This is a genomic window from Candidatus Avedoeria danica (genome assembly GCA_016703025.1).
GTDB lineage: Bacteria > Chloroflexota > Anaerolineae > Epilineales > Epilineaceae > Avedoeria > Avedoeria danica.
Genome location: JADJCV010000005.1, coordinates 27,323 through 39,234, shown reverse-complemented (window position 1 = coordinate 39,234; position 11,912 = coordinate 27,323). Strand labels below are relative to the sequence as shown.

10 protein-coding genes are annotated in these 11,912 nt (G+C 71.3%); 3 read left to right on the top strand and 7 right to left on the bottom strand.

Annotated features, from left to right (window positions below):
- Positions 1 to 45: 45 nt before the first annotated feature.
- Complete coding sequence (locus IPG72_14635) at positions 46 to 618, bottom strand: Uma2 family endonuclease (GenBank protein MBK6770216.1); 573 nt, start codon at positions 616 to 618, stop codon at positions 46 to 48.
- Positions 619 to 747: 129 nt separating this feature from the next.
- Positions 748 to 2,067: an Nramp family divalent metal transporter gene (locus IPG72_14630; protein ID MBK6770215.1), complete on the bottom strand. Its 1,320-nt coding sequence runs from the start codon at positions 2,065 to 2,067 to the stop codon at positions 748 to 750.
- Between the two features lie 213 nt (positions 2,068 to 2,280).
- On the opposite strand from IPG72_14630, the gene IPG72_14625 reads away from it, so the two are divergent.
- On the top strand, positions 2,281 to 2,538 hold the full coding sequence (locus tag IPG72_14625) for a GlsB/YeaQ/YmgE family stress response membrane protein (GenBank protein MBK6770214.1): 258 nt from the start codon (positions 2,281 to 2,283) through the stop codon (positions 2,536 to 2,538).
- 30 nt (positions 2,539 to 2,568) lie between these two features.
- On the opposite strand, the gene IPG72_14620 is transcribed toward IPG72_14625, so the two are convergent.
- From IPG72_14620 to IPG72_14600, 5 genes are all read right to left on the bottom strand, one after another.
- Positions 2,569 to 3,390 carry an ABC transporter ATP-binding protein gene (locus IPG72_14620; protein ID MBK6770213.1) on the bottom strand — a complete coding sequence of 274 codons (822 nt, stop codon included), beginning with the start codon at positions 3,388 to 3,390 and terminating at the stop codon, positions 2,569 to 2,571.
- A 2-nt stretch (positions 3,391 to 3,392) separates the two neighbouring features.
- A complete protein-coding gene (locus tag IPG72_14615) occupies positions 3,393 to 4,652 on the bottom strand; it encodes an efflux RND transporter periplasmic adaptor subunit (GenBank protein ID MBK6770212.1) in 1,260 nt (419 codons plus the stop codon).
- A 57-nt stretch (positions 4,653 to 4,709) separates the two neighbouring features.
- Positions 4,710 to 6,941, bottom strand: a complete 2,232-nt coding sequence (locus IPG72_14610) for an ABC transporter permease (protein MBK6770211.1) — start codon at positions 6,939 to 6,941, stop codon at positions 4,710 to 4,712.
- Positions 6,942 to 7,126: 185 nt separating this feature from the next.
- On the bottom strand, positions 7,127 to 8,860 hold the full coding sequence (locus IPG72_14605; GenBank protein ID MBK6770210.1) for a hypothetical protein: 1,734 nt from the start codon (positions 8,858 to 8,860) through the stop codon (positions 7,127 to 7,129).
- A gap of 5 nt (positions 8,861 to 8,865) precedes the next feature.
- The gene (locus IPG72_14600; GenBank protein MBK6770209.1) at positions 8,866 to 9,420 is read right to left on the bottom strand and encodes a hypothetical protein; all 555 of its coding nucleotides are present in this window, start codon (positions 9,418 to 9,420) and stop codon (positions 8,866 to 8,868) included.
- A gap of 269 nt (positions 9,421 to 9,689) precedes the next feature.
- On the opposite strand from IPG72_14600, the gene IPG72_14595 reads away from it, so the two are divergent.
- Positions 9,690 to 10,328: a sigma-70 family RNA polymerase sigma factor gene (locus tag IPG72_14595; GenBank protein MBK6770208.1), complete on the top strand. Its 639-nt coding sequence runs from the start codon at positions 9,690 to 9,692 to the stop codon at positions 10,326 to 10,328.
- Positions 10,325 to 11,866 carry a hypothetical protein gene (locus IPG72_14590; protein ID MBK6770207.1) on the top strand — a complete coding sequence of 514 codons (1,542 nt, stop codon included), beginning with the start codon at positions 10,325 to 10,327 and terminating at the stop codon, positions 11,864 to 11,866. The genes IPG72_14595 and IPG72_14590 overlap by 4 nt, the downstream gene beginning before the upstream one ends.
- Positions 11,867 to 11,912: the final 46 nt, after the last annotated feature.

Below are 11,912 nucleotides of genomic sequence, written 5' to 3'. Positions count from 1 at the left end.
CGCTGCCACCTGGCGGCGTCGGCATGAGCGACCGCGCGCCGCGAGTCAGTTGTCCGCTCCCCAACCCACCTTCGCATACACATCGCCCAACCGCACCCCGCAGCCGACGGACGCGAGCGCAACCGTCGCCTCCAGCCCGTCGAACGCCGTCAGCACCCAGTCGTCACCGTCGCGCGTGAACCGTTCGATGCGCGGGAGGTCCTGCGCCACGAGCACGAACTCCAAGAGCGATGACAGCCGGCGGTAGCGCGCGAACTTCTCGCCGCGGTCGTAGGCTTCGGTGGTTGGCGAGAGCACCTCGAAGATCACGGTCGGGTTGAGCAACGTGTCGCCGTGCGCGTCCTCGAACTGCGGTTCGCCGCAGACCGCCGTGACGTCCGGATAGGTGTACAGTCCCTGGTCGGCGACCTTAACCCGCATGTCGCTGCCGTGCACTTCGCACGGTCGCCCGTCGAGTTGGTTGCCGAGCAGGCGGATCAGCTGGGCGGTGATCAGGCTGTGGTTCCGGCTGCCTCCGGACATCGCCACGATCCGCCCGTCGAGAAACTCGCTCCGGTGCGCGGCCGCGCGCTCGATCGCAAGGTACTCGTCCGGGGTGTAGGTGAGCGTGGCCGGCATGGCCATCGTGCACTCCAAGTCTGTCTGCGGCAGAGCTGTCGGAGCAGAGGTCGGACCCAACGATGGTACGACCAAGTCAGGGGAGCAACAACCCGCAGCACTGCCTCGTTCCCACCCGTTCCACCGCTCCTACTGCCCCAGCCACGTCACCACCATCCCCACCCCCGCCGCCCCCATCACCGCCGCCGTCGCCCACCCCAGCCCTCGCACCCAGCGCCCACTCACCCGGTCGCCCATGACGCTGCGGTCGCCCGACAACAGCGTGATCAGCACGACGAGCGGCGGGGCGAGCAAGCCGTTGACGACCGCCGCGTAGAACAGCGCCCGCACCGCGCTGATGCCGACGTAATCGAGCGCCAGCCCGAGGAGGACCGCGGCGACGATGACGCCGTAGAACTTGGCCCCGACGCGCGGCCGGTCGTTCAGCGAGCCGCGCCAGTGCATCGCCTCGCTGATCGCGTAGGCCGCCGAACCGGCCAGGACGGGCACGCCGAGCATGCCCGTGCCGACGATGCCGAGCGTGAACAGTAGGTAGGCCGCGTCGCCGGCCAGCGGGCGGAGCGCTTCGGCGGCCTGCTTGGCGGTTTGGATGTCGGTCGCGCCCGCCGTGTGGAGCGTCGTGGCGGCGGTCAGGATGATGAAGTACATCGCCGCACCCGCCCAGCCCATCCCGGTGAGCACGTCCGTGCGCGCGATGGCCAGCTCGGCGTCCGTCGCTCCGCGGCGCGAGGCCACCGTGACGCGACCGAGTGCCCGCTCCTCCTCGACCTCTTGGGCTGCCTGCCAGAAGAACATGTAGGGCGTGATCGTGGTCCCCAGGATGCCGAGCAGCGTCGCCAGGAAGGCCGGCGTCCACTCGATGTGCGGCACGAACGTGGCCCGCAGCACGTCGCCGACGTCGGGGTGGGTCAACAGTGCGGTGAGCACATAGGCGATCAACACCAGCGTCAGCCACTTGAAGACGCGGGCCAGGCGGTGGTAGCTCCACCAGATCAGCGCCGCGATGATGGCGCCCGCGACGAGCGGCAGCCAGACGTCGTGGTGGATGCCCGTGACCATCTCGAGCGACTCGGCCATGCCCGCGAGGTCGGCGCCGATGTTCACGACGTTGGCCGTCACGAGCAGCGCGCACGCCCCCCACAGGACGCCGCGCGGGTAACGGCGCCGGATCACGCCGGCCAGGCCCTCGCCGCGGACGAGCGCAAGGCGGGCGCACATCAGCTGGACGGCGGCCATGAGCGGGAACGTGAGGAGCACCGTCCAGAGCATGCTCAGGCCATACGCCGCACCGGTGACGGAGTACGTCGAGATGCCGGACGGGTCGTCGTCCGCGGCGCCGGTGACGATGCCGGGGCCGAGGTCGCGGAAGAAGTGGCGGATGCGATCGGGCAGGCGCTCGCGTGGGGCGGTCGGCGGGATCGATGCCGGCGCCGTCGGTGGGGACGTCATCGTTCAGGCGTGCCTTTCCGGCATCGACGGTGGGGATCGGCGGATCGACCGTTTGCGGCGGCTCCCAGGATAGTCGTCCCGGTACGAATGGCCAGCTGCAGCGCGGCCCAGCGCTGCCGCGACGCTGGCGCGCCGCATCCGCCGGTGGTATCGTGCCCGACGACGGCCCGCCGCAGCTGGCCGTCGAGGCAAACGCACACTTGGAGGTAGGCCATGGATCTGCAGACCGTGCTCATCTGGATCGTCATCGGCGCGATCGCCGGCTGGCTCGGCCAGGCCGTCGTCGGCGGCTACGCCGGCGGGCTGCTCGAGACGATCATCATCGGGATCGTCGGCGCGTTCATCGGCGGCTGGTTGCTCCCGCAGCTGAACCTTGGGCTGCCCGCGGGGCTGTTCGGCCAGATCATCGTCGCCACCGTCGGCGCGATCCTGCTGCTCATTGTCTTGCGTCTGATCCGCCGGGCCAGATAGCCGGGCCCCTCCTCGGGAGGGGCTTCGACATCATCCCAAACGCTGGGCCGGCGGCTGCGATGCATCGGCCAACGACGAACCGGCCACCGGCCGCTCGCCGAACAGCAGCCGGCCCAGCGGCGTCGGGCGCAGCGCGTTCAACTGGTTGACGTACGCCTCGTCGACCTGCTCGTCTTGGTCGATCCGCCCGTCACGCAGCGTGATGATCCGACCCGCCGCCAGCGCCACCACGGGGTCGTGCGTCACCAGGACGATCGTCTTGCCGTGCTCGTGGGCCAGGGATTGGAACCGCTTCACGACCTCGCCGCCGGATGTCGAGTCCAGATTGCCGGTCGGCTCGTCGGCCAGGATGAGCGCCGGGTCGTTGGCCAGCGCCCGGGCCACCGCCACGCGCTGGCGCTGGCCGCCCGAGAGCTGGTTCGGCAGCCGGTGGGCCAAGTGCCCGAGCCCAAGGGAGTCGAGCAGCTCGAGCGACCGCGTTCGCCGGATCGCGGCCGGCACCCCGATGCCCTGCATCGGCACGCCGACGTTCTCGGCGGCGGTGAGCGTGGGCAGCAGGTTGTGCATCTGGAAGATGAAGCCGATCGAGCGCGCTCGGAAGCGGTCGAGGTCGGTCACCGCGGCCAAGTCCTGACCGTCGACGCGGATCACACCCTCCGTTGGCCGGTCGAGCGCCCCCACCAGGTGCAGCAGCGTCGACTTGCCGCTGCCCGACGGCCCCATGATCGCCACGAACTCGCCGCGGGCGATCCGCACGTCGACCCCGTCCAGCGCGCGCACGGCCACGGCGTCGGGGAAGACCCGCGTCAGGCCGACGGCCTCGACGACCCAGGGCGGGGCGCCGTCCGACATCGTCACGGCGCGACCTGGATGTTGACGAACGCCGTCATCCCCCAGCGTACCCGCGGATCGGGTCGATCCAGGTCCACCCAGACGGCGTAGCTCGTGCCCCCCTGGCCGGTCGCGGCCATCGGCGCCAGGTAGTCGACGCGGCCCGCAATGCGCACGTCCGGCAGGCTGTCGAACGTCACGTCGACCGGCTGGCCGATCTGCACGCGCGCCACGTCGGTCTCGCGCAGGTCCGTCGTCTCGATCCGCAGCGCATCCAGGCTGCCGATGACCGCCACGGCTTGGCCGGGCAGGACGCGCTCGCCCGGCTGGAACAGGAGCGCGCCGACGGTGCCGTCGAACGGTGCGGGCAACAACGTCTGGGCCTGGATGGCGCGGGCCGCGTCGAGGGCGGCCCGCGCCCGCGCGACGTCGGCCTCGGCCACGGCGAGCACCTCGGGGCGCGCGCCCGCCTTGAGCTGGTTCGCCTTCAGTTCCGCCTGCCGCAGCGCCGCGCGCGCCACCTCGGCTTCGGCGCGGGCGCGGCGGGCGGCGGCCTGTGCCTCGGCGCGCGTGGCGTCGGTCGCGCCGCCGTCGAGCGCCGCCAGGCGGGCCTCGGCGGCGCGGACGCCGTCGGCTGCCACGAGGACGCCCGCCTTGGCGGTGTCGAACTCCGGCTGGCCGACCTCCTTGCGGTCGTGCTGGCCGCCGATCGTGTCGCGCCGGGACTGCGCGCCGTAGAGCTCGTCCTTGGCCTGGTCGAGTGCGATCCGGGCCAGCGCGTGCTCGGTGTCCGCGCCGGACGAGACGCGCTGGAGCGCCGCGCCGGCCTGATCGCCCGCCGCGCCCGCCGCCGCCAGCTGCGCCTGCGCCGCCTGCACGGCGGCGTCGGCGACGGCGACGTCCTCGGGCGCCGCGCCGGCGCGGATCACGTCGCGCTGCGCCTCGGCCAGCGCCAGCCCGGCCTCGGCCTGCGCCAGCTGCGCCTCGAGTTCGGGTGCGTCCAGGAACGCCACCGGGTCGCCGGCGGTGATCGTGTCGCCCTCCATCACGCTGAAGCCCACCAGCCGCCCTGCCGTCCCGAACGAGAGCGTGGCCCGCCGCACCGGCACGACCTTGCCCGACGCCCAGACGACGGTGTCCGCGGCGGTGTCCGGCGTCGGCGTCGGCGCCGGGGCGCGGGCGGCCTGCCAGGCGCGGCCGCCCGAGAAGAGCACGGCGATCAGCGCGACGACGGCGGCGGCGATCCACCACGGGCGATAGCGCTTGTCGAGGAGTGCGGTCATCAGTCGATCTCCTGGTGATCAAAATCGAGCGAATTTGATCGCTCGTCGTGCTTCGTCTTACTCATACCGCAGCGCCTCCGCCGGCGCGATCCGGCTCGCCCGCCACGCCGGGTAGATGCTCCCCAAAGCGCCGAGCCCGAGCGAGACGACGGCCGCCTTGATGAACACGCTCGGCGTGTACGCCCCGGCGAGCATCGCGCCCAGCGACGGGACGAAGGCCATCAGCGCCAGCAGGATCACCCCGAGCACCGTGCCGATCACGCCGCCGACCGCCCCGAGGAGGAGCGACTCCGTGGCGATCTGGCCGATCACGCGCCGCCGCCGCCAACCGACCGCCCGCAGCACGCCGATCTCACGTGTCCGCTCGAGCACGCTCATCAGGATCGTGTTCACGACGCCGACGCTGCCGACGAGGACGGCGATGGACGAGAGCGCGTTCATGATCGTCGCCATGCGTTGGAAGTCCGCGGTATCGTCGACGAGTTCGGACGAGCGCGACACGGCCGCCTCCGGAAAACGGCGCTCGATCTCGGCCATCACGGTCGCGGCCGCCTCGGGCCGGCGCAGGCGGATCTGGTAGAAGCTGACCTGGCGCGGCTTCTCGAACAGGTCCTGCGCCTCGCGCAGGTCGATGACGGCGCCGGTGTCCTGGTAGCCGACGCCGGTCTCGTATAGCCCGACGATCTTGAAGGGACGTCCGCTGATCCGCACGACGTCACCGATGCGTTTGCGGTTGCTGTCTGCCGCCGGCCGTCCGAGCATCGCCTCGCCGCGCGCCGTCGGGCGGCGGCCCTCGACGACGGCAAACTGATCCACGACGAACTCGCCCGGCGCCAGGCCGAAGACGATGAGGAGCGGGATCTCCGGCGAGCTGACGAAGCCCATGACCATCCCGGCCACGGCCTCGACGTCCGGCATCGTCGCCACGCGCTGGCCGATCGAGGCGTCCAGCGTGCTCAGGCTGAGGTCGGCCAAGTCGGCTTGGGCGACGGCGAGGTCGGAGCTGCCCTCGCCCATCAGCTGGTTGAACTGGGCCGAAACGCCCTGCGTCAGCCCGTCGAGCAGGACGACGATCATGACGCCGATCGCGATGCCGCCGGCCGTCAGCCCCGTCCGCCCGCGCCGCCGCATCAGGTCGCGCGCCACCGTCGGCAGCCGCGTGGCCCACGAGGCGATCGGCCGCGCGCCGCCGACGCCGCCCTCATAGCGGAGCGCCTCGATCGGCGGCAGGCGCGAGGCCCAGGCGGCGGGCACCCAGGCGGCGACGATGCCCATGCCGAACGCGACGATGCCGGCCTGGACGAACGTAGAGGGCGATATCGACGCAACAACCATGCTGCTGAACGCCGGCAGGCGGTTGAGCGCGAGGAGCGACAACCAGCCGATGACCGCGCCGAACACGCCGCCCGTGCCGCTGAGGAGCAACGCCTCGCCGACGATGATCCACACCACTTGCCGCCGCCGCCACCCAAGCGCCCGCAGGACGCCGATGTCGCGGACGCGCTCGAAGACGCCCATGAAGATCGTGTTCATCATGCCCAGCCCGCCGACGAGGGCGGCGATGAGGCCGATCGCCAGGGCGAACGCCTCGAGCATCGCGTAGATCTCGAGCCGCTGCCCAGCCCCGGTCCCGAGCGTGACGCGGGCCTGCGGCAGCCGCTGGGCGAGCCGGTCGCGGAGCGCCGCGGCCTGGTCGGGCGTGCGCAGCTTCACCTGGAACAGGTTTACCTGCCGCGGCCGCTTGAACAGGGCCTGCGCGTCGGCGAGCGTCATCACGCCGCCCGCCTCCTCGAACGACTGTCCGGTCTCGTAGAGCCCGACGACGCGATAGGCGTTGTCGGCGATACTCACGCTGTCGCCCACGCCCCGCTTCAGGTTCCGCGCCGCGCCCTGGCCCAGCAGGATCTCGCGGTCGTCCTTCAGCGTGCGCCCCTCGGTCACCTTGAAGTGGGCGATGGCGTAGCGGTCCGGCTCGTAGCCGAACACGACGAAGAACGGGATGTCGCCGAGCGGGATCGCGCTGTAGAGGATGCCGGCCACATCGGCGACCTGCGGCTGTGCTCGGATGATCTCCCCGTCCTGCGCGTCCAGGCTGCTGATGAACGGGTCGTACGCCTCGGCCTGCGTGACGGTCAGGTCCGCATCCGAGCCCCCGAACAGGTCGCCGAAGCCGCTGGCCAAACCGCCGGCCACCGCTGTGAGCACGACGATGGCCGCGATGCCGAGCGCGATGCCCAGCACGGTCAGCGCGCTGCGCAGCCGGCGCTGGGTGAGGTGGCGAACGATCATAGGCCCCCATCCGTCCGCATCCACGGCCGCACTCATGGCCGTGCGTGCAGTCGCGAGTCTTACGGAATGCACGAATCGTCGTGACGAACGGTGGGGACGTTGCGCCGCGGCGGAGGATAGCACGACGGGCCGGGCGCCGCTATCGCCCGATGGGGATGGGTGGATGGGCCAGGTGGCCAGTCCGGCTATGGCATGCGCAGTGCCCACGGCAGGAACACCTGCCGCAACGTGCCCTGTGCCAGCGCGCACCACAACGGATCCGCTGCCGGGTGGGCGCAGAGCGGCGCCGACCAATAGCGTTCTTCGTAGGAGGAGGTCGGACCGCGATAGATACGCAGCGTCGTGAGGAAGGACGTGTCGACGACCGGCGCCATCGGACGTCCGGCGACGGACAGGCGCAGCGTCAGCTCATGGCCGTCGGCCGCGCCGCTCCACGTCGCGCCGAGCGCGTTGGATCCGAGGGCAGGCGGGTCGACGAGGCGATCGTCCACGTCGAGGAGCGTCGGGAAGTGGGTCGCGGCTTCCCAGTAGTGGATCGGTTCGTTGGCCGAAGCGGCCCAGAGGTAGATGTTGCTCGACAGCTGCTCGGCCAGCGCGCCGAACGGCCGGAAGTAGACGACCGACGCGCTGTGAATGCCGGCGGCCTCGGCGGGAGACCGGAGCCAGGCGTCGGGCGAGACGTCGAAGAGGAGCACGATCCCGTCTGCGGCCCGAACGCGGGCGATCGCTTCGCCGAGCGCCGCGACGGCCGCCGCCGGATCGTCGGCCGGTGCGCCGCCGTCGAGCAGGACGACGATCGGCCGGCGGCCGGGCGATGCGGTCAGGGCGTCGTCGACCGCGCCGGCCAGCGCCGTCCGCCACGTCGCCGCATCGCCTGCCGGCCGGCCGGCGAGTTCGTTGACCGCCGCTTCGTAAGCCGCCGCGTCGCGGGGCACGGTGAACGTCGCCCGCGCCGGATCGCCGACGATGTGCAGCGCAATGTCGGTCTCGCCGGCGCCCGCCAGCACGAGGCCGAGCTGGCGCAGCGCCGTGCGCATGTTCGGCATCAACCTCGCTTCCAGCGCGCCGATGACGACCGACGCCCGACGGTCGCGCAGAAGCTGCGGGCACGTGAACCGCACGGTCAGCGTGTCGGTCACGACCGAGCCGAGCGGTACGTCCGGCCCCGTCAGCGCGTGCGCTCCGGTCACGGCGCACTGCACAGGCTCGACGTAGTTCCAATCGGGAAACGGCGTGGGCACCGGTGGGCGCGTCGGGCGCGGCGTCGGCGAGCCGGTGGGCGTGCCGTTGGGCGTGGCGGTGGCGGTCCGCGTCGGCGGGACGAACTCGGTAGGCGGCGCGCACGCTTCGGGGCGGCCGGTCGGGTAGACGCAGACCATGCCGGGATTCCCGCCGTAGACCGACTCGTTGAGCGGTCCGCGGCGCGTCAACAGGACGCTGCCGGCGTTGAACTGAGCTCGTCCGGACGCGTAGCGGGCGACCACCGGGAACGGCAGCCGGATGTCGACGGTCGTGCTGTGGGCGCGGCCGCGCCAGATGTAGGGAGCGTCGGGCTCGCGCAGCTGGAGATCACCGCTCAAGCCGGCCTGCACCTGCCAGCCGGTGACCGGGCCGCCGAGGCTCGCCAGCGTGCGCCAGGCGAAGACCGGCAGGTCGGCAGCATGGTCGGGACGGACGGCAGCCACCCGGACGTGGGCGCTGCCGCCGATGGTACTGATCACTTTGGTCCGCAGCCACGCCGTCGGCGACAGATCGAGCACCAAGGCGGTTCCCGCCTCGACCTCGCGGAGATCGAGCAGCACGCGGTGCGTGATCGGCCAGAGCTCGTCGGGCGCCGTATCGCCCGCAGTGCCGTCGAACAAGATGAGCATCGGTCGCCGGGTGGGGTCGGCCAACAGGGCCGCGCTGGCAACCTCCATCCGCGTCACCCAGCGTACAGCCGGCGCCGGACCGGCGGCGGGCAGGACGGCGAGATCTGCGCGCAGAGCGGCCAGCTCGTCGGGATCGCTGTGCCACGTGATCCGATCATCGGCCCCTCGGCCCGCACGACGGCTACCCGTCCGACACCGGCTTCCGAGAGCTGGTCGATGGTGCGAACGAGCGCGGCGCGGAGCGCGGCAAGCTGCCGGGCCGTGCGCGTCCCGACGAAGAGGACGACGGTGCGATCGGCCAGCTCGGCCGGGCAGGTGATCCGAATCTCGATGGTGACAGTGAACGCCTCGCCGTCCTCGACCGCTTCTTTCGGCGACCGCACCCCGCCGGACGATCCGCACGCCGGCAGGCCGGACACGCCGACACCGGGCATCGACCACGGCGTGGCGGTCGGCGTCGGCTGGTTGGGTACGGTGGGCGACGGGCGGACTTGGAGGGCGGGTCCGGCGGTGGCGAGATCGCGTGGCGGGGCCAGCACGGCGAGTACCGCCAGCGCGGTCGCGATGAGCGTTCCGGCGAGGATCGTGGACGATCGGGTCGTGGCCATTGTTTCTTCTCCAAGGAGCCATGATGGGCAACAGCCAGGGTGCCAGCGTACGTGTCCGCCGTAGCATAGGCGAAGCGTCGCGACGACGCCACGCGCCTCTCCCCCGCGTGCGGCCGTGCGAACGGGCACTCGGGGGCCGCGGCACCCGTGGGCGTCCAACGTGTTACCTTTCGACGGTGCCCGCCGACAACCTCATGAAACCGACCGTCTGCGCGTGCCCATCTCCAAGCCGAGCCACCCAAGCCGAGCCGCCCAAGCCGAGTTGCCCCATGCCCACCGCCCACGTGTTCATCGCACCCCATCGCGACGCGCCGCTTCACCCGGCGCCGGCCGGCCCGCCGGCAGCCGCGGTTGCCGACACGCGCGGCGACGACGTCCTCGTGGCGGCCGCTCTGGCCGACCGCACCGCCTTCGCCCCGCTCTACCTCCGCCACGTCGACGCCGTCTATCGCTACTGCCGCGGCCAACTGCGGGACCCGGATGCCGCCGCCGAGGCGACCGCCAACACGTTCGCCGATGCGCTTGTTGCGCTGCCGCGCTTCCGCGGCGACGGACCGTTCGGCGCGTGGCTCGTCGGAATCGCGCGCCGCAAGGTGGCCGACCACTGGCGTCACCATCGCCGACTCATCCCGCTGGCTGCGCGGCCGGATGCCGAGCAGGCCACCGACCGGATGGCCGGCGACCCGGGCGATGGACGCGACGCCGTCGAGGCCGGGCGTCTGGCAGCCGCGCTCGCCGCCCTCGCCCCGCGCGAGCGGGACCTCGTTTCGATGCGCTTCGGCGCGGGCCTGCCGTTTGCGGAGATCGGAGCGTTGACCGGCCGCTCGGAGGCCGCGACGAAGATGGCGCTGCGGCGGGTGCTCGATCGACTGGCTGTCGCACTGGATCTGCAGGAGACCTCACGATGAACGAATTCGACGATCCGCTGGCCGACACGCAGCCGCGGGCGGGCGTGGCGCGCCGGCTCGAAGCGCACTACGCGGCGCTCGGCCCGACGGCGGACGAGGTGGCGCGCATCCAAGCGCAGATCGCGCAGCGCCTCGATGCCGGCGCTGGAGATGCGCGATCCCTTCCACGCCTCGCACCCCGTACACGCGGAACGCACACCCGCGCCCTGGGGTTGGCGTGGGCGGCGGCGGTGACCGCGACGCTGGGCGTCGGGCTCGCGGTCGCCGCGCTGGGCGGCTTGAGCGGCGCGAGCTGGTTCGGCAAGGTGAGGGCGATGTTGCCGTTGCAGCCGGTGGCGCCTCGTGTCGGCTACGTTCCGTTCGTCGGGTTCCGTGACCTCAGCCGACCGGAGCAGTTCGGCGTCCCGAAGCTGCCGATCGAACTGGACATGCCGGACGGCACCCGGGCTCGCCTGGTCCAGGCGTGGCACGAGGCGGATCGGCTGATCGTTGCGATCGCCCTCGATACCGCAGCTGGACAACCACTCGACGTGATGGACGAGGTCACCGTCCGCCATGGATCGCTGAGGTGGACGAACGAGAACGGCAAGGTCGAGGCGCGCACGGACGGTGTCACGACTCATAAAGAGGAGGGCGATCCTCCGGTTCCCCACTGGCAGGATCCGGAGCGGGAACCCCCACCCGACAACCTCGTGCACCTGATGTTCACCGACGTGCCGCGCCGCCTCGATGCCGCCACGCTGCACTTCACCCTCTCCACACATCGCGGGGGCGTGAAGCAGACGATCCATCCGGACGGTAGGAGCGAGTTCGAGCACAGCATGGAAGTGTCGTTCCCGCTGGCATTCGACCGACTCGACGCACTGCGGGCGGAACAGGATTACCCCTCGCCTCGCACGCTGCCGCCGCTGACGGATCAGCGTCAGGGAATCATCGTGCAACTGCTCGATGTGACTGACAGCCCACTTCGAACGGTTGTGCGGGTGCTCGTTACATACGATCCGGCCGCGGTGGAGACCGGGGAACAACCCGCGGGCATGCGGGAGGTCGCGTGGGGAGCGACAGACGGCACGCCGTATACCCTGACGATGGGCGCATACCTCGGCGATGCGGTCGGGCAGTCGCTTTGGGCCCCCACGTTCAATCGAGGACTTCAAGAGAACTGGTATCCCGCAGCATGGTTGAACGACCTCACGACTGGTCGTGACTTCGCCGCCCACGATGAGCCGCCGTGCACGTTCCCGGCCCAGACCGTCTGGATGCGGAGAGCCAAGTTCATGTCATCCGACGGCTTGCGCCTGCCGCGCTTGACGACGCATGATCCGCCGTTCGACGACGACGTCGTGTGGTCCATCCGCCGGCACGACGGCGCGTACCCGCTGATCGGCGGTACGATCATTAACTACTGCTTCGATCCTGTGCCACGGGGCGGGAAGCGAAGAATCGTGATCCCGTCCTTGGACGGGTGGGCTGGCATTGGCCCCGCGCGTTTCACGCACCGTTGGCAGATGAGCTGGACCGATCAGGCAGTACGGTAACGGGTGTCGCTGCCTAGCCCGTCCGCTCGGTATGCCCCGGGCCAGG